The sequence below is a fragment of the Pseudomonas sp. DY-1 genome (genome assembly GCF_003626975.1).
GTDB lineage: Bacteria > Pseudomonadota > Gammaproteobacteria > Pseudomonadales > Pseudomonadaceae > Metapseudomonas.
In genome coordinates, this window is the sequence record NZ_CP032616.1 from 1,501,122 (window position 1) to 1,519,537 (window position 18,416).

Consider the following 18,416-nt stretch of genomic DNA (forward strand, 5'->3'; position numbering starts at 1 on the left):
TCCTGTCAAAAGCGTTCGGAATATTGGTCGGAGTGTGCATAATTCTTGCCTGCAAATTGCGCCCTCGTGCATTCCGCACGGCTATTCGTCGTCTTTGCGTCAAGAAATCGCCAGCCGCGCCGACAACGAATGAAGTTCCGACGAGACAGAAGGAAGCCCCAATGCCGTTCAATCGCCTGTCCATCCAGTGGAAGATCACCCTGCTGGCCGGACTCTGCCTGCTGGCCATCGTGACCCTGCTGGTCGGTTCGTCCCTGTACCAGTCCAAGCGCAGCGCCAGCCTGGTGAAAGCCGACAGCAGCCAGATGCTCGACCAGAGCGCCCGACAGAGCCTGCAAGCTCGTTCGGAACTCCAGGCCATCCGCATCCAGCGCTACTTCATGGACAACTATCAGTACGGCAAAGGCTTCTCGCGTCAGGTCCTGTTCCTCAAGGAACAGGCTGAAAAACGCTTCCTCGACGCCTTTGACCTGCGCGAAGACCTGACCCGCCAGGTGCGCACCAGCCTGGAGGCGAATCCGGAGATCCTGGGGCTGTACCTGGTCTTCGAACCCAACGCCCTGGACGGCAAGGACGAACTCTTCGTCGACCAGGCCGAGCTCGGTAGCAACGACAAGGGTCGCTTCTCCCTGTACTGGTCCCAACCGACTCCCGGCAAGCTCGAATCCGAGTCGATGACCGAGGAACTGCTCGCCGACAGCAGCACCGGCCCCAGCGGCGCGCCCTATAACGCCTGGTACACCTGCCCGATGAAAACCGGCCAGGCCTGTGTGCTGGACCCCTACTTCGATAACGTGGGCGACCGCCAGGTACTGATGACCAGCATTGCCTTCCCGCTTCAACTGAACGGCAAGACCGTTGGCGTCATGGGCCTGGACATCAGCCTGGAGAGCCTGCAGCAACTGAGCATGGCCGGTAATCGCGAGCTCTATGACGGCAACGGCCACGTCAGCATCATCAGCCCAGCTGGCCTACTCGCCGGCCACAGCCGCGATGCCAGTCTGCTCAGCGCCAAACTGGACAAGGCCTTCGGTGACAAGGCAGCGGAACTTGCCAGCAATCTGCAGGCCGGCAAATCCGCGGAAATGGAGCACGACGGCATGCTGCGCGTGATGCAGCCGTTCAAGCCGATCCCCACCGCCGCGCCCTGGAGCGTATTGCTGGAAGTTCCCGAGAAGGTCCTGCTGGCACCGGCCCTGAAACTGGATGCCAAACTCGACCAGCAGAACGACACCGCCAACCTCACCGGCCTGCTGATCGGCCTCGTCGCCGGCGTCGCCGGCCTGCTGCTGGTATGGCTCACCGCCCGTGGCGTGACCCGGCCGATCCTCGGCGTGGCCAGTATGCTGAAGGACATCGCCAGTGGCGAAGGCGACCTGACCCGCCGCCTGGACTACGCCCGCCAGGACGAACTGGGTGAACTGGCCGGCTGGTTCAACCGCTTCCTCGACAAGCTGCAGCCGATCATTGCCGACGTGAAACGCTCGGTGCAGGACGCCCGCAGCACCGCCGACCAGTCCGCCGCCATCGCCAGCCAGACCAGCGCCGGCATGCAGCAGCAGTACCGCGAAGTGGACCAGGTGGCCACCGCCTCCAACGAGATGAGCGCCACCGCCCAGGACGTCGCCCGCAGCGCCGCCCAGGCCGCCGAAGCCGCGCGGGGGCCGACCACGCCACCCAGGAAGGCCTCGGCGTGATCGGCAAGACCACCAGCGCCATCGAGCAACTGGCCAGCGAAATGAGTGCGGCCATGGAAGAGGTGCAGGCGCTGGCCAACAGCAGCGAGCAGATCGGCTCGGTGCTGGAAGTGATCCGCGCCATCGCCGAGCAGACCAACCTGCTGGCGCTCAACGCGGCCATCGAGGCGGCGCGTGCCGGCGAGGCCGGCCGCGGTTTCGCGGTGGTGGCCGATGAAGTGCGCAACCTGGCCAAGCGCACCCAGGACTCGGTGGAGGAAATCCGCCAGGTGATCGAGGGCCTGCAGAACGGCACGCGCGAGGTGGTCGGTTCGATGCACAGCAGCCACCGCCAGGCCCAGGGCAGTGTCGAGCAGGTGGAACAGGCGGTGACTGCGCTGCAACGCATCGGCGAAGCGGTGACGGTGATCACCGACATGAACCTGCAGATCGCCAGCGCCGCCGAGGAACAGAGCGCGGTGGCCGAGGAGATCAACCGCAACGTGGCGGCGATCCGCGACGTCACCGAATCGCTCTCCGGCCAGGCCGAGGAGTCCGCCCAGGTCAGCCAGGCGCTGAACCGCCTGGCCAACCACCAACAGGGGCTGATGGCGCAGTTCCGCGCCTGACCTCCCTCACCCCCACCCCTCTCCCAGAAGGCGAGGGGTGACGCGCGCCGGCGACTTCATACTCGCCAGCAACGCTCCGCTCTTCTGTCGGGGCGATTTCAATCGCCAAGCAGGCCGCAGGTCTGCCCTGCGAACACCCAGCGACACCTGGCTTCCCTCACCCCCAGCCCTTCACCCTGAGGGCGAGGGAGCTGTCCGTGCGCACCGATATGTATGTGCTCGGATCCTGTAGGAGCGAATTCATTCGCGAAAGCAGGACGCACTCCTCCCTTTCCGAATCCTGTCACCATCGGCACATCAAACTGGCGTCAGATCGCTTGCCGCCGATCGGCACCCCGGCTAGCCTGCCTGCGGTCTAAACAAGGAACCCCCAGATGCTGAACATCGTCCTGATCGCCGGCTCCAGCCGTGCAAACAGCCAATCGGGCAAGGTCGCCCGCTTCGTCCGCCAGCGCCTGATCGACCTCGACAAGGTGAGCCCCACATCCTGCAACATCATCGACCTCGGCGAAGGTCCGCTGCCGCTGTGGCCGGCCGAGAACACCGGTCCCTGGAGCGAATACCAGCAGCAACTGCGCGACGCTGACGCGGTGGTAGTGATCGCCCCCGAGTGGAATGGCATGGCCTGCCCGGCCATCAAGAACTTCTTCATCTACGCCAGCAAGGCCGAACTGGCGCACAAGCCGGGCCTGCTGGTGGGCGTCTCCTCCGGGATCGGTGGTGGCTACCCCATCAGCGAGCTGCGCGCTTCCAGCTACAAGAACTGCCGTCTCTGCTACCTGCCGGAGCACCTGATCGTTCGTGGCGTGGAAAAAGTGCTGAACGACGTCGAGCCGGTGAGCGAAGACGACCAGCGCATCCGTGCCCGCATGGACTACGACCTGGACATCCTCGCGCGCTACGCGGTAGCCCTGAAGCCAGTGCGCGAAGCCATCGACATGAGCATTCCGGCCTTCGCCAACGGCATGTGATCACGCCGCCCTGGGTCGTGCGGCCCTTGTGGGAGTGAATTCATTTGCGAAGGGTGGCAAAGCCACCCCCCACCCGCTCGAGCATCGCGAAACCTACAACAACTGATGCTTGTGCAGCAGCCTGTAGAAGGTCGGCCGCGACACCCCCAGCACCTTGGCCGCGTGGCTGAGGTTGCTGCTGTAGTGAGCCAACGCATCACACAGCGCCTGGTACTCCGCCCGGCGTTTGTAGTCCTCCAGCGTCCCTAGCAGCGCGCCATCCATCGGGGCGCTCTGCAGTCCCAGGTCGGCCGCTTCGATAGGCCCGCTTTCCGCCAGTGCATAGCCGCGCCGGACTCGGCTGGCAAGCTCGCGCACATTACCAGGCCAGCGGTGGCGAACCATGGCAGCGAGCGCCTCTTCGCTGAAATGACTGGGTCGACGCCCCGCCTCCAGGCTGTAGAGATCGGCGAAGTAGCCTGCCAGTAGCGCAATGTCTCCCTGGCGCTTGCGCAGCGGGGTGATCATCAGGCGATTCTGATCCAACCACTGACGCAACCCCGGATGGAAATGCCCCTGCTCTACCAGTTCGCCCAGCTCCTCTCGCGCCGACGCCAGGACACGGATATCCAGGGGCATCACTTCTCCATCGGCGTGACGCAGGGTCCTGGAGCGCAGGCAAGTCAGCAAACGCTCCTGCTGGCCAGTGGGCAGCTCATGGATCGCATCGAGGAATAGCGTGCCGCCATTGGCCGACGCCACCTTGCCCTGATGGCCGAATAACAGGCTCGCGGTTTCCGGCTCAGGCAGTACGCCGCAGTTGAAACTGACAAAGGGGCCGGCCACCCGTCGCGACATGCGATGTAGGGTGCGGGCTACCAGCTCCTTGCCGCTACCGCTTTCACCGAGGATAAGCACTGGTTTCTCGCTCGGTCCCAGACGCGCCAGCTGCTTGCGCAAATCGCGTAGCGGACGGCTCTGGCCCAGCAGTTCGTGCTGGTCGCCTCGACGATTGCCGATGCCCCGCAGGCGGGCGATGCCGAACGCACGGCCCAGCAGACCCTGCAGACGCGGCAAGTCCACGGGAAGCGCCAGGGCATCGAAGAACCACTCACCTATGAACTCATCCAGACCGGGCACGGGTTCGCCCAACGGGTCGACCAGGGCAATCCATTCCGTGCCACTGCGACTGATCAGGTTCTTGACCCCTTCCGGGCGTGTCAGGTGGTCGCTGCGCAAGCGCAACAACCCGATGTCGTAGGTAGCTGCCAGGGCCTGGTCGAGGTTCTGACTGGACACCGACCAACCGGCTTCTTCCAGACGCGGCAACATTCGCCGGCAGTGATCGCATGGGTCGACCAGCAGTAGACGTCTCGGTGCAGAGGAGATCGCTTCCAAGATAAACCTTCCTTGACGCCAAAAAATTGCTTTATCAATAAAAACAACAGCTTGTGGACGCTACTTGTAACGCTAGCAAGAACTTTGACGCTCTATGGAACGTTTCTCTATAAGCGCAATTTCGCTGCGCGCTTAAGGTGGGATAGGCCCCTCTTAAGCGTCTCGACAGCGTGTCAATCAAGGCCAATACTCGGGCGATTCCTTCCCTGCCTTGCAGGACCCTGCCATGAACCTGCTTCTGCGTGAGGCCAGGCTCGACGACTTGTCGGCACTGGTGGAGCTCGAGAGTCGCTGCTTTGAGGTACCCCGCCTCAGCCGGCAGCAGTTCCGCTGGATGATCCTGGAAGCCAATGCCAGCCTGGTGGTGTCCGAGGGCGATGGCCATGCCCTCCTCGGCTATGCCCTTGCTCTCTTCCGTCGGGGTAGCAGCCTTGCCCGCCTGCACTCCATCGCCACCGACCCGCGTGCCCGTGGCAACGGCATCGGCCAGCGTCTGCTGGTCGCCGCGGAAGCCAGTGCCCGCGAACACGACTGCGCCTACCTGCGGCTGGAGGTATGTCCGGACGACCGCCAGGCAGTGAGCCTGTTCGAGCGCAACGGCTACAGCAACCTTGGGCTGCTCACTGACTTCTTCCCCGACCATCGCGAAGCACTGCGCATGGAGAAGCGTGTAGTCCAGCACCCGCAGGCGCTGCATCGGCCAGTCCCGTATTACGGCCAGACCACCGAGTTCACCTGCGGCCCGGCCTGTCTGTTGATGGCCATGGGCGCACTGGACGGGGGCGTGCCCGGCAACCATCAGGACGAACTGCGCCTGTGGCGCGAGGCCAGCAGCGTGCATATGCAAGGCGGCCACGGCGGCTGCAGCCCGCACGGCCTCGCGTTGGCCGCCTGGCGTCGGGGCTTCCGGGTCAGGCTGGAGCTGAGCGACCGGGGCCCGCTGTTTCTCGAAGAGGAGCGCAACGCCGGCAAGCGCGAGGTTATTCGCCAGGCCCATGAAGACTTCTGTAGCGCCCTGCAGGACACCGACATCGAGCAGCATCTGGGCGACGAGCTGGATCTGAAGCCGCTACTGGAGGCAGGGGGCCAGCCTTTGGTGCTGGTGGATGGTCATCGCCGCAGCCGCAGCCGGGCGCCACACTGGATCCTGGTTACCGATTGCGACCGCAATTTCATCTACCTGCACGACCCCAACGCTGAGCGCAGCCTGCAACGACACCCCCAGGACTGCCAGCATGTACCGGTGCCTCACCGCGAGTTCGAACGCATCAGCCGCTTCGGTCAGGGCAAGCGCCGCGCGGCGGTCGTGCTTTATCCACGCGGGACTTAGCACTATTGCGTAGTAGCACCTTGCCAATACCCCTACCGATTGGCATAAGGTAGGTAATTTCGTCAAGTTACAGGGAAGTATCTGATGCGCGTCCTACGCCGTGTCCTATGGTTGGTGCTTGTTCTCCTGCTCGCCGGCCTGGCGGTCATCCTCTACTACATCGCCAACCCCAACCTTCCGGCCTACCAGGTGCCCAGCCAGCTGCACTACCAGGCACAGTGGAGCGACCAGGAGCGCCAGACCTACTACTACACCCCTCAGGGCACTACGGTTAAAGGTCTGCGCTACGAGTGGTTCACAGCTTTGGAACTGCCCTTCTCCCAGGACAAGTTCGCCCGCCCTGAGTACCTGGCGCGTTTCGGTTTCCTGGTCGACCCACAACAGAAAGCCACGCCACTGAACCCCGGCAACCTGCCGGTGGGCATGGCACGCCACGAGGACGAGAAAACCGGCGCGCAGTATCTGGATATCAGTTGTGCCGCCTGCCATACCGGCGAGTTGCGCTACAAGGGTCAGGCCGTGCGTATCGACGGTGGCGCTGCACTGCACTCCCTGGCGTCCACCGTGCCGACCCTGCGCGGCGGCAGCTTCGGCCAGGCGCTTGGCATGAGCATGGCGTTCACCTACTACAACCCGCTGAAGTTCAGCCGCTTCGCCGAACAGGTACTGGGCGAGCGCTACCCGGAGGGCAAGAAGGAGCTGCGCAGCGAGTTCAAGCAAGTCCTTGACCGCCTGCTCGGCACCGCGTGGAACGATACCCATCGGGGGCTCTACCCCACCGAGGAAGGTTTCGGCCGCACTGATGCCTTCGGCCGTATCGCCAACAGCGTCTATGGCGACGCCATCAGCCCCGACAACTACCGCATTGCCGATGCCCCGGTGAGCTACCCGCACCTCTGGGACATCTGGAAGTTCGACTGGGTGCAGTGGAACGGCTCTGCCATGCAACCCATGGCCCGCAACATAGGCGAAGCGCTAGGCGTGGGTGCCAGCCTGCACCTTTTCCAGGCGGACGGTGGCCAGGTGCCGGAAGCCGACCGCTACGCCTCCAGCGTGCGCGTGCGTGATCTCCATACCCTCGAGGAAACCCTGAAGAAACTCGCCCCGCCCACCTGGCCGGAGGCCATCTTCGGCAAGGTAGACCTGGCCCGTGCGAGCCAGGGCCGCGCCCTCTTCGTCGAGAACTGCGCTTACTGCCATGCCCCCAACGTGGTGCCGCTCGAGCAACGCATGGCGCCCGGCCGCGACCCGGAATGGCACATGCGTATCGTGCCCGTCGACATTGTTGGCACCGACTCCACCACGGCCGACAACATCGCCGATCACCGCTTCGACATCAGCAAGCTGGGCTGGACCCGCGAACAACTGGCCAAGCTCGACGTGAAACTATTCGGCGCAAGTCTGGAGCAGGTGGACTTCAGCAAGGTTTCCAGCGCCAAGGGCCTGGCCTATATCACCTCCTTCGTAGAGGAGCAGGCCTACAAGCAGGCCGGCATCTCCGGCGAAGAGCGCGCGAACATGGACGGCTTCGGCCTGCCCATCGGCGTGCAGGAGAAGCGCGGCTACAAGGCTCGCCCCCTGGATGGCATCTGGGCGACACCACCATTCCTGCACAACGGCTCGGTTCCGACCCTGTTCCAATTGCTCTCTCCCATCACCGAGCGGGCCAGTCAGTTCCATGTCGGCAGCTTCGAGTACGACCCGAAGTTCGTCGGATTCCAGACCACGGCCTTCCCCGGAAGCTTCCTGCTGGATACCTCGATCAAGGGCAACGGCAACCACGGCCACGAGTTCCGTGATGGTTGCCGCAAGGACGGCGTGATCGGCCGCGCCCTGTCCCCGGACGAACGACTGGCGCTGATCGAGTACCTCAAGGTGCTGGGTGACCCGACGCAGGAAAGCCAGCTCACCCCCGTCCAGGCCAAGCCGTGGAATCCCGGCCCGGACTGCCAGGGCTGAGCCCTCGCCCCTACCACGCAGAACAAGGACCCAAGCTCCCATGCTCAAGCGTTTCTGGCTCTGGCTCGGCCGACTACTCGGCAAGCTCACTCTCTTCGTGCTGGTGGTCGGCCTGGTCGGCTGGCTGGCTGGCGAGGCCTATTACGGCTGGAAATTCTCCGGTCCGGTGCCAAGCGAGGAGGTCATCCCTGCCGATGAGGCGGCACAGACCCGCGCCATCATCGACGACGCCGTCCGCATCGTCGAACAGCACCGCGACAACACCCGCGTACTGCGCGACGCCCACGCCAAGGCCCATGGTTGCGTGAAGGCGCAGGTCAGCGTCGTGCCCGACCTCGATCAAGGCCTGCGCGCCGGCGTCTTCGCCGAACCGGGCAAGACCTGGGAAGCCTGGATTCGCCTGTCCAATGGCAACGCCTTCCCGCAGTTCGACAGCGCGCGGGACGCTCGCGGCATGGCCATCAAACTGCTCGACGTGCCCGGCGAGAAACTGATGAAGAGCCCGACGCACACCAACGAGCAGGACTTCGTGATGTTCAACCATCCGGTGTTCTTCGTTCGTGACGTGGCCGAGTACCGGCAGAACTTCAACGCCCAGGCCAACGGCGAGAAGGTCGGCGCCTTCTTCCCCAGCTGGGACCCGCGCACCTGGGAGATCCGCCACCTGGTCATCGCCCTTAAGACCCTGGCCCCGGCACCGGACAGCCCGGTCAGCGCGACCTACAGCTCCATCTCGCCGTACAAGCTGGGCGAGGCGAACATCAAGTACCGCGTCATTCCCGCCCCGCAAAGCTGCCCGCCGTATGAGCTGCCCGAACAGAACACCGCGCTCCCCAACTTCCTGCGCAACGCCCTGTACCAGCAACTGTCCCTTGACCGTGTGCCGGCCTGCTTCGCATTCCAGGTGCAGAAGCAGAATGCCCAGCACTACATGCCGATCGAAGACACCAGCGTCGAGTGGGACGAGTCCGTCTCTCCCTTCGTGACCGTCGCCACCATCAAGGTTCCGGCCCAGGATTTCGACAGCCGCGAACAGAACCTTGCCTGTGACAACCTTTCCTTCAACCCCTGGCACGGCCTGCCGGAGCATCGCCCCATCGGCGGCATCAACCGCCTGCGCAAGGCGGTGTACGAAGCCGTGAGCGCGTATCGCCATGAGCGCAATGGAGCGTCCGACGCGACCAGCCGTTGAGGACATACCTGTGGGAACGAATTCATGCGCGAATAAATTCGCTCCCACACTCAAAGACTGCACGCTCCGCCATCCCCACCCATCAGCCCAGCCAGGCCGCGTCTCGCGGCGGTGCTAGCCTTTTCTCTTACCTGCCGGGCGCCCACAGCCCGCCCGGTGCATTGCCTACGGGCCACCCCATCAATCGCGGAACCAGCCCGAGGCCAGCCCGGCTGCCCGCTCCGTCTTCGCCAAGAAGCCCGCTCCGGACAGCGAACATCTACCGGTCACGGAGTCCAGGCCATGGCCCAATATCGCGATGCCCTGCCACAACTGGAGGGTGAACTATTCCTGACCGATGGTGGCATCGAGACCACCCTGGTCTTCCACGAGGGGCTTGCCCTCCCCGACTTCGCAGCCTTCGTGCTGCTCAACTACCCGGATGGCCAGGAAGCCCTGCGCAAGTACTTCCGCACCTATTGCGCCATCGCCAGCCACTACGGCACCGGCCTGATCCTGGAAAGTCCGACCTGGCGCGCCAATCCCGACTGGGCCAGTCACCTCGGCTTCACCCCCCAGGGACTGGCCGAGGCTAACCGCCAGGCCATCGCCCTCCTGGACGAGCTACGTAGAGAAGTGGAAAGTGGTCGCACTCCCGTGGTTGTCAGCGGCTGTGTCGGTCCCCGGGGAGATGGGTATATCGCCGATGAGACCATGGATGAGTACGAGGCCCAGCAGTACCACAGCGAGCAGATCGGCGTGTTTGCCGAAACCTCCGCCGACATGATCACCGCCATGACCATGAACTATGTGGAGGAAGCGCTGGGTATCGCCCTTGCTGCACGCGCGGCACAGATGCCCGTGGCTATCGCCTTCACGGTGGAAACCGATGGCAGGCTGCCCACCGGCCAGGACCTGAAAGAAGCCCTCGAACAGGTCGACAGGGCCACGGCCTCCTACCCGGCCTACTACATGATCAACTGCGCCCACCCTGACCATTTCGAGGATGTGCTCGTTCCTGGAAGCCGCTGGGTGCAACGCATACGCGGACTGCGCGCCAATGCCTCGCGCAAGAGCCATGCCGAGTTGAACGAGGCCATCGCGCTTGACAGCGGCGACCCCGAGGAGCTTGGCGCACAATATGCCTGGCTGCGCCAGCGCCTGCCGCACATCAATGTCATGGGTGGTTGCTGCGGCACCGACCACCGCCATATCGAGCAGATGGCCAAGGCGTGCAAGCCGCTGTTCCGTGCAGCGTTGTAGGGTGGCGCGATCCTTGTGGGGGCGATTTCAATCGCTATGGGCCGCTCAGCGATCCTGGACATTGGCGGGCAGGACTTGGTCCTGCTCAGCAGCTGAAGTCACCCTCACAAGGCAGCCATCTCCTTTGCACGCATTCCCTTGCACCTGGCTTTCCCGTCGAAAATACCCGACTAAAGACGTCAACTATGCTTTAGGTGAACACGCACGGCGTGAGGTCACCATGATCCGCTGGCTACTAAGCAGGCTCCTGTGCCTGGCCCTGATCGCTCCCGGCACGCTGCTGGCCGCGGGAAGCATCAGCGTGCTCTCCATCGACGGCCCCATTGGGCCTGCCACCGCCGACTACCTGACCCGGGGAATCGAACGCGCCGAGGAAGACAAGGCGCAACTGGTGGTCATCCAGATCGACACCCCTGGCGGCCTCGACACCTCCATGCGCAGCATCATCAAGGCGATACTCGCCAGCCCCGTACCGGTGGCCAGCTTCGTCGCCCCCAGTGGCGCACGGGCCGCCAGTGCCGGCACCTACATCCTCTACGCCAGCCACATCGCGGCCATGGCACCAGGTACCAACCTGGGCGCAGCTACACCGGTGCAGATCGGCGGCATGCCCGGCCAACCTGAAGGCGACAAGCCTGCCGGCGGCAAGGACGAGAAGCCAAAAGACGACAAGACCGCGCCAGCGGGTAACGAGGAAACCCTGGCTCGCAAACAGGTCAATGATGCAGCGGCCTATATCCGCGGACTGGCGCAACTTCGCGGGCGCAACGCCGAGTGGGCCGAGCGCGCAGTGCGCGAGTCCGTCAGTCTCTCCGCCACCGATGCCCAGCGCCTGAAAGTAGTGGACCTGCTAGCCCGGGATGTACCGGACCTGCTCGCCAAACTGGACGGCAAGAACCTGGAAGTCGCCGGACAGAAAATCTCACTGGCCACCAATGGTGCGCGGCTGGTGCAGCACGAGCCGGACTGGCGCGCGCAGATCCTCGCGGTCATCACCAATCCCAGCGTGGCGCTGATCCTGATGATGATCGGCGTCTACGGCCTGATCTTCGAGTTCTCCAATCCCGGTAGTGGCGTTGGCGGCGTGATCGGCGGCATCTGCCTGATCCTCGCGCTCTATGCGCTGCAGCTGCTGCCGGTGAACTTCGCCGGCATCGCGCTGATCCTCCTGGGCATCCTGTTCATGGCGGCAGAAGCCTTCATGCCCAGCTTCGGCATTATCGGATTCGGCGGCATCGCCGCCTTCGTCGTCGGCGCAGTAATCCTGATCGACACCGAAGTTCCGGGCTACGGCATCCCGCTTTCGCTGATCATCACCGTGGCCCTGTCGAGCGCACTGGTGATCTTCGCCATCCTCGCCATGGCCGTTCGTTCCCGGCGGCGCGCACTGGTCAGCGGCGATGCCGGACTGGTGGGCAGCCAGACCACCCTGCTCGATCTCGGGGTGGACGACCCGCACATTGGCTGGGTCCAGTTGCAGGGCGAGCGCTGGCAGGTGCGCAGCGATGCCCCCTTGAGGAGCGGCCAGCGCGTGCGCGTGCTGGCACGCAATGGACTGCTGCTGGACGTGACGGCGGATGAGCGTCCGCCCAGAGGAGACTGAAACATGGCCTTTCCGCTGAGCTTTGCCACCCTCCTGTTCCTATTGATCGTCCTGGCGGTATCGGCCATCCGTGTCCTGCGCGAGTACGAGCGCGGCGTAGTGTTCCAACTCGGGCGATTCTGGAAGATCAAGGGTCCGGGGCTGGTTCTGATCATCCCGGCCATCCAGCAAATGGTTCGAGTCGACCTGCGAACCGTGGTCATGGACGTTCCGCCCCAGGACGTGATCTCCCGCGACAACGTCTCGGTGAAAGTCAACGCGGTGGTGTACTTCCGCGTGCTTGACCCGGAGCGCGCCATCATCCAGGTGGAGAACTTCCTCATGGCCACCAGCCAGCTCTCCCAGACCACACTGCGCGCGGTGCTCGGCAAGCATGAGCTGGACGAGATGCTGGCCGAACGCGAACGCCTGAACGTCGACATCCAGCAGGCGCTGGATGCTCAGACCGATGCCTGGGGGATCAAAGTCTCCAATGTCGAGATCAAGCACGTCGACCTCAATGAAACCATGGTTCGAGCCATCGCCCGCCAGGCCGAGGCCGAGCGTGAGCGGCGGGCCAAGGTGATCCATGCCGAAGGTGAGCTGCAAGCCTCCGAGAAGCTGATGCAGGCCGCCGAGATGCTTAGCCGCCAGGCCGGCGCCATGCAGTTGCGCTACATGCAGACGCTGAACGCCATCGCTGGCGACAAGACCAACACTATCGTCTTCCCGTTGCCAGTGGATTTGCTCGGTGGCATGAGCGATGACGGGAAGCAAAAGAACAGCAAGGATTGAGATATCGGCCCACACCCTGTTTTCCTCGCACTTTTCAGGGAGATTCCCTGAAAAGGCTCCCGTATTCGGCGGGGCCGCTATGCCGGGGTTTCTACACTTGTTCCAAGGACAACAAGAACCCTGGAGGTCGCCATGCGTATCGGAGTGCCGAAGGAGATCAAGAACCACGAGTATCGGGTCGGCCTGACCCCGCAATCTGTGGCCGAATTGACCCGCCTGGGGCATGAAGTCTGGGTAGAGACCAAGGCTGGAGCCGCCATTGGCTTCTCCGACGAGGACTACCAGGCCGCGGGTGCCAAGGTGGCCAGCAGCGCCGGCGAGGTCTTCGAGCAGGGCCAACTGATCGTCAAGGTCAAGGAGCCGCTCACCCAGGAGCGCGCCCGCCTGCGCCCCGAGCAGACCCTATTCACCTACCTGCACCTGGCACCGGACCGTCCCCAGACCGACGAACTGATCGCCTCCGGTGCCACCTGCATCGCCTACGAGACCGTCACCGACAGTCACGGCCGACTGCCGTTGCTCGCGCCCATGTCGGAAGTGGCCGGGCGCATGTCCATCCAGGCCGGCGCCAGCTGTCTGGAAAAAGCCAAAGGCGGCAGGGGCGTGCTGCTCGGCGGCGTACCCGGTGTAGCGCCGGCCAAGGTGGTGGTGCTGGGTGGCGGAGTCGTCGGCACCCATGCGCTGGCCATGGCGGTTGGTCTCGGGGCCAACGTCACCGTACTGGACAAGAGCGTTGATGCCCTGCGCCGGCTGGATTCCCTCTACGGCAATCGCATCACAACCCTCTATTCGACCCACAGTGCCTTGCGCGAACAGGTGTTGGCGGCGGACCTGGTGATTGGCGGGGTGCTCATTCCCGGCGCCGCGGCACCCAAACTGGTCACGGCCGAAATGGTGGCACGCATGCAGGATGGCGCGGTGATGGTGGACGTCGCCATCGACCAGGGCGGCTGCGCGGAAACCTCGCGGGCCACCACCCACGCCGAGCCCACCTACGTAGTGGATGGCGTCGTGCACTATTGCGTTGCCAACATGCCCGGCGCCGTGGCACGTACCTCCACCCTCGCCCTGAACAACGCCACCCTGCCCTTCGTCATCGCCCTGGCGCAGAAGGGAACACGCAAGGCCCTGGAAGACGACCTGCACCTGCGCCATGGCCTCAACGTTGCCAAGGGGCGACTCACCAATGGCAGCGTCGCCGCCGCGCATCATCTGGACTACGTGCATCTGGAGGAGATGCTCAAGCAGCTCTGACCCTTTTCGCGACTGAAGTCGCTCCCACAGGTGGTCCCTTGTGGGAGCGACTTCAGTCGCGATGCTCGCCACGTCCCGACTCAAAGCTGTACATCCGAGCGTGGAAAACCTCCAGGCCACCTTGCGCGCCTGCGCCGACCTCGACCAGCAGGCCGCGCGCCTGCAACAGCTGGCGGGTAGCTTCCGCATCTGACAGCAGTAGGAGCGAGCTCGCTCGCGAAAGATCGTGCTCGGACGCTTCGCGAGCAAGCTCGCCCCTACAAGTGAGGTGCCAGATTCCGCGCTCAGGGCGACCGCTGTGGCACTATCTCGCTCTCCCACAGCGCCCAAGGATCGCCCCGCGTGGATTCCTCCGTCTTCCTCATGGTCATTACTGCCGCCGCGCTGCATGCCGGCTGGAATGCACTGCTGAAGATCGGTCTCGACCGCTTCCTCACCGCCTCCCTGATCCAGATCGCCGCCGGCCTGGTCGCGCTTCTCGCACTGCCCTTCGTGGCTGTGCCCAGGCTGGAAGCCTGGCCCTGGATCGTGCTCTCCGCGATTTTCCACATTGGCTACAACGTCTACCTGGCCCGCGCCTACCAGCACGGCGACCTCGGGCAGGTTTACCCGCTGGCGCGCGGCAGCTCGCCGCTGATGGTGGCGGCGCTGTCGGTGTTGCTGCTGGGTGACCGAATCAGCCTGGGTGAGCTGACGGGGCTACTGGTGCTGGTGGGTGGGATCTTGTTGATGGCAGTGCGCGGCGGTCGCGGCAAGGAGCCCCTCCATGCATCGCTGGTCGGCAGCGCCCTGATGACAGCGCTGTTCATCGCCGGCTACACGCTGTCCGATGCCACCGGGGCACGGAGCAATGGCGATGCGCTCTCCTACTCGATGTGGTTGTTCTCGGTGAACGCCCTGGTGATGGTCGTGGTAATCGCTATCACCAGAGGGTCTCGAACTTTCCTGCAACTGGGGCCCCACTGGCGTGGCGGCCTGGCGGGAGGGGCGATGTCGCTGGCGGCCTACAGCATTGCCATCTGGGCCATGACCCGGGCGCCGGTGGCGCTGGTCTCCGCATTGAGGGAAACCAGCGTGCTGTTCGCGCTGCTGATCGGTGCATTACTGCTCAAGGAGCCGGCGCCACCGATCCGCCTGCTGGCCTGCGGGGTGATAGCAGCAGGCGTGGCGATACTCCGACTGCTTTAGCCGCAGCTGAACTGTTTGACGACGTCAGTCGCGTCCACGTCGATGTTCAGGCGACGGGAGTTGTAGTCCATGGTGATCGGCTGGTTGGGACGCAGCACGCGAGCGGTTTCGGCACCGGACTGACGCTTGGCCTGCTCGACCAGTGCGACATTGGCGGTCTTGCCCACCAGGGCGGAGACCGCCGAGCTGTCGCAAGTGCCAGAGAGCGAAGGCGCAGCAGCGCTGGTGCTTTCTTCGGCTGCAGGCGCGTCGGGGGTTTCTGGTTTGTCGGTCGAGCTGCAACCGGCCAGGAGCAGGCCGGCAAAGGCAAGACTGAGAGAAATCGACTTGAAGTGCATACAACGGTCCTCTTTTGAACGAATGTCCTGGCGTGCGCCTGCAATGGAACGGCAAATGCGGCGGGGCTCCTGCCCGCCGGCGCACGGCGGGTGCATTCTATCCTCTGCCTTTGACTCCGGTCAGTCATGTGCGGCCTAATGCCCGGCCCCTGAAACGCGCCGAAACACTACATGTCCCATAACCCGAGCATCCGCCCCAGCGTCCTCCACCTGCCCCCGGGCAACTGGAGCACCGTGCTGGACTGCCTTTGCGAGCGCTTTCCTGCTATCGCCCGCGAGACCTGGGTGGAGCGTATGCACAGCGGCAAGGTGACGGATGGCGACGGCAACCGGATTGGGCCGGCGCATCCCTACCAGCTGGCATTACGAGTGCACTACTACCGCGAAGTGAAGGACGAGAAGATCATCCCCTTCGAGGAATCGGTGCTGCACGTCGATGAGCATCTGGTGGTAGCCGACAAGCCGCACTTCCTGCCGGTGATGCCTGCCGGCGAGTACGTCGAGGAAACCCTCCAGGCGCGCCTGACACGGCGCCTGGGCAATCCCCACCTGGTTCCCCTGCACCGCATCGACCGCCATACCGCCGGCCTGGTGCTGTTCTCCGCGAACCCGGCCAGCCGCAACATCTACCACGCGCTATTCCGCGACCGCGAAATCCACAAGCGCTACGAAGCCATCGCCCCGGCCCTGCCAGGATTGGACTTTCCACTCCTGCGGGAAACCCGCCTCGGCAAGGGCGAGCCCTTCTTCCGCATGCAGGAAATGGAAGGCGAGCCGAACACCCGCACGCGCCTGGATGTGCTGGAGAAGAATGGCGACCTCTGGCGCTACGACCTCTCGCCCATCACCGGCAAACAGCACCAGCTGCGGGTGCACCTGGCCGCCCTCGGCGCGCCGATCTGCAATGACGGCTTCTACCCGGAGCTGACCGACAAGGGCGGCTCGGACGACTACCAGCGCCCCCTCAAGTTGCTGGCCCGCAGCCTGGCCTTCGACGACCCCATCAGCGGCGAGTCGCGCCACTTCGAGAGCCAACTACGCCTGGACTGGTGACCACCCCGATCCAACTGCGCTTGACGGCGAATACGCCACGAATAATATTACAACCATAATTCAAGCGAGATATTACCGGGCTGGAAGGCTGCCCGTTGTCCACTAGTCTTCTGCTTTCCCCCTACGAATTCCTGACCGAGGTGAATCCATGAGTGCGTACGACGTGGTGGTGATAGGCGGCGGCCCAGGCGGCTACAACGCGGCGATCAAGGCCGGGCAACTGGGCATGAAGGTGGCCTGCGTCGAGGGTCGGGACACCCTCGGCGGCACTTGCCTGAACGTCGGCTGCATGCCGTCCAAGGCCCTGCTCCACGCATCCGAACTCTATGAAGCGGCCTCCGGCAAGGAGTTCGCCATCCTTGGGATTCAGGTCGAACCCAAGCTGGACCTCGCACAGATGATGAAACAGAAGGCCGAGAGCGTCGCCGCGCTGACCAAGGGCATCGAGTTCCTGTTCCGCAAGAACAAGGTGGAATGGGTCAAGGGCTGGGGCCGCATCGACGGCGCCGGCAAAGTCGTGGTGACCTCGGCCGACGGCCAGCAGCAGACGCTGGAGGCCCGCAACATCGTCGTCGCCACCGGCTCGGTACCAAGTCCCCTGCCCGGCGTGACCATCGACAACGAGCGCATCCTCGATTCAACCGGAGCCCTGTCGCTGCCGGAGGTGCCCAAGCACCTTGTGGTGATCGGCGCTGGCGTCATCGGACTGGAGCTCGGTTCGGTCTGGCGTCGCCTAGGCGCCCAGGTGACCGTGGTCGAGTACCTGGGCCGCATCTGCCCTGGCCTGGACGAGGAAGCCGCGAAAACCCTGCAACGCTCCCTGACCAAACAGGGCATGACCTTCAAGCTCAGCTCCAAGGTCACCAGCGCCAAGTCGGACAAGACCGGCGTCGAGCTATCCATCGAGCCGGCCGCAGGCGGCCTTGCGGAGAATCTCAAAGCGGACTACGTGCTCGTCGCCATCGGCCGCAGGCCCTACACCGAAGGGCTGGGCCTGGAGACCGTGGGTCTGGCAACCGATAACCGCGGTGTGCTCACCAACGAACGCCACCAGACAACGGCTCCCGGTGTCTGGGTGATCGGAGACGTCACCTCCGGCGCAATGCTCGCGCACAAGGCCGAAGACGAAGGCATCGTCTGCATCGAGCGCATCGCCGGACAGGCTGCCGAGGTGAACTACAACCTAATCCCGAGCGTGATCTATACCCGCCCGGAAGTGGCCAGCGTAGGCAAGAGCGAAGAACAGTTGAAGGCTGAAGGCCGTCCCTACCGCGTCGGCAAGTTCCCCTTCACCGCCAACAGCCGGGCCAAGATCAACCATGAGACCGAAGGCTTCGTGAAGGTCCTGGCGGACGAGCGCACGGACGAAGTGCTGGGTGTGCACATGGTTGGTCCGAGCGTCAGCGAAATGATCGGCGAGTACTGCGTGGCCATGGAGTTCTCAGCTTCGGCCGAAGACATCGCCCTCACCTGCCACCCGCACCCGACCCGCTCCGAAGCCCTGCGCCAGGCCGCGATGGATGTGCACGGTGCGGCGATGCAGGCCTGATCCCACGTTCACCCTCGGAGGATGGGCCGAGCCCGCGCGCAGGGTTTTCGCGTCCCATCCTACGGGTCACCGCCTTCGGTGATACCCGCCTCCAGTGCTACTCCCCAAGTCGCAACGCAGTCTCCGCCCGAGGCGGTAGATGCTCGGTGCAGCAGCTCAGGAAAATGTCGAACTCATCCGCCAGGCCCTTATCCAACTAATGAAGCGCTTGCCACAAGGCACCGCTCCCCGACCGGAAGCAGATTGCGCCACATCGCCAGGGGCCGCCACGGCTATTGAGT

15 protein-coding genes and 1 pseudogene are annotated in these 18,416 nt (G+C 64.1%); 14 read left to right on the plus strand and 2 right to left on the minus strand.

What is annotated here, in order from left to right:
* The first annotated feature begins 161 nt into the window (after positions 1–161).
* The 3 genes from D6Z43_RS07320 to D6Z43_RS07325 all read left to right on the plus strand — a co-directional run bounded on the left by D6Z43_RS07320 (position 162) and on the right by D6Z43_RS07325 (position 3,276).
* Positions 162–1,697 carry a methyl-accepting chemotaxis protein gene (locus tag D6Z43_RS07320; protein ID WP_371924353.1) on the plus strand — a complete coding sequence of 512 codons (1,536 nt, stop codon included), beginning with the start codon at positions 162–164 and terminating at the stop codon, positions 1,695–1,697.
* A gap of 53 nt (positions 1,698–1,750) precedes the next feature.
* Positions 1,751–2,305, plus strand: a complete 555-nt coding sequence (locus tag D6Z43_RS28715) for a methyl-accepting chemotaxis protein (protein ID WP_371924407.1) — start codon at positions 1,751–1,753, stop codon at positions 2,303–2,305.
* 374 nt (positions 2,306–2,679) lie between these two features.
* Entirely contained in the window at positions 2,680–3,276 is a 597-nt protein-coding gene (locus D6Z43_RS07325) for an NADPH-dependent FMN reductase (protein WP_120651308.1), read from the plus strand.
* 93 nt (positions 3,277–3,369) lie between these two features.
* Here D6Z43_RS07325 and D6Z43_RS07330 read toward each other — a convergent pair whose 3' ends face one another.
* Positions 3,370–4,656: a sigma-54-dependent transcriptional regulator gene (locus D6Z43_RS07330; RefSeq protein WP_371924408.1), complete on the minus strand. Its 1,287-nt coding sequence runs from the start codon at positions 4,654–4,656 to the stop codon at positions 3,370–3,372.
* A gap of 223 nt (positions 4,657–4,879) precedes the next feature.
* On the opposite strand from D6Z43_RS07330, the gene D6Z43_RS07335 reads away from it, so the two are divergent.
* The 9 genes and pseudogenes from D6Z43_RS07335 (at position 4,880) to D6Z43_RS07370 (ending at position 15,195) form a co-directional block, all read left to right on the plus strand.
* On the plus strand, positions 4,880–5,983 hold the full coding sequence (locus D6Z43_RS07335; RefSeq protein ID WP_120651310.1) for a GNAT family N-acetyltransferase/peptidase C39 family protein: 1,104 nt from the start codon (positions 4,880–4,882) through the stop codon (positions 5,981–5,983).
* Between the two features lie 84 nt (positions 5,984–6,067).
* Positions 6,068–7,942, plus strand: coding sequence for a di-heme-cytochrome C peroxidase (locus D6Z43_RS07340; RefSeq protein ID WP_120651311.1), 1,875 nt, complete (start codon positions 6,068–6,070; stop codon positions 7,940–7,942).
* Positions 7,943–7,982: 40 nt separating this feature from the next.
* The gene (locus D6Z43_RS07345; RefSeq protein WP_120651312.1) at positions 7,983–9,134 is read left to right on the plus strand and encodes a catalase family protein; all 1,152 of its coding nucleotides are present in this window, start codon (positions 7,983–7,985) and stop codon (positions 9,132–9,134) included.
* Positions 9,135–9,416: 282 nt separating this feature from the next.
* On the plus strand, positions 9,417–10,376 hold the full coding sequence (locus D6Z43_RS07350; RefSeq protein WP_120651313.1) for a homocysteine S-methyltransferase family protein: 960 nt from the start codon (positions 9,417–9,419) through the stop codon (positions 10,374–10,376).
* Between the two features lie 220 nt (positions 10,377–10,596).
* On the plus strand, positions 10,597–11,979 hold the full coding sequence (locus D6Z43_RS07355; RefSeq protein WP_120651314.1) for a nodulation protein NfeD: 1,383 nt from the start codon (positions 10,597–10,599) through the stop codon (positions 11,977–11,979).
* A gap of 3 nt (positions 11,980–11,982) precedes the next feature.
* Complete coding sequence (locus tag D6Z43_RS07360; RefSeq protein ID WP_120651315.1) at positions 11,983–12,753, plus strand: slipin family protein; 771 nt, start codon at positions 11,983–11,985, stop codon at positions 12,751–12,753.
* A gap of 132 nt (positions 12,754–12,885) precedes the next feature.
* The gene (gene ald / locus D6Z43_RS07365; protein ID WP_120651316.1) at positions 12,886–14,007 is read left to right on the plus strand and encodes an alanine dehydrogenase; all 1,122 of its coding nucleotides are present in this window, start codon (positions 12,886–12,888) and stop codon (positions 14,005–14,007) included.
* 100 nt (positions 14,008–14,107) lie between these two features.
* A pseudogene (locus tag D6Z43_RS28720) lies at positions 14,108–14,200 on the plus strand (hypothetical protein); the annotation flags it as partial.
* A gap of 149 nt (positions 14,201–14,349) precedes the next feature.
* A complete protein-coding gene (locus D6Z43_RS07370) occupies positions 14,350–15,195 on the plus strand; it encodes an EamA family transporter (RefSeq protein WP_120651317.1) in 846 nt (281 codons plus the stop codon).
* Here D6Z43_RS07370 and D6Z43_RS07375 read toward each other — a convergent pair.
* Positions 15,192–15,533 (minus strand): I78 family peptidase inhibitor, encoded by a 342-nt coding sequence (locus tag D6Z43_RS07375; protein ID WP_120651318.1) that lies wholly within the window; start codon positions 15,531–15,533, stop codon positions 15,192–15,194. The two genes, D6Z43_RS07370 and D6Z43_RS07375, sit on opposite strands and share 4 nt — an antisense overlap.
* A gap of 171 nt (positions 15,534–15,704) precedes the next feature.
* Between D6Z43_RS07375 and D6Z43_RS07380 the strand changes: the two genes are divergently transcribed.
* Together D6Z43_RS07380 and lpdA are read left to right on the plus strand one after the other, a co-directional pair.
* On the plus strand, positions 15,705–16,586 hold the full coding sequence (locus tag D6Z43_RS07380; RefSeq protein ID WP_120651319.1) for an RluA family pseudouridine synthase: 882 nt from the start codon (positions 15,705–15,707) through the stop codon (positions 16,584–16,586).
* Positions 16,587–16,734: 148 nt separating this feature from the next.
* Entirely contained in the window at positions 16,735–18,135 is a 1,401-nt protein-coding gene (gene lpdA / locus D6Z43_RS07385; RefSeq protein ID WP_120651320.1) for a dihydrolipoyl dehydrogenase, read from the plus strand.
* The last annotated feature ends 281 nt before the right edge of the window (positions 18,136–18,416 follow it).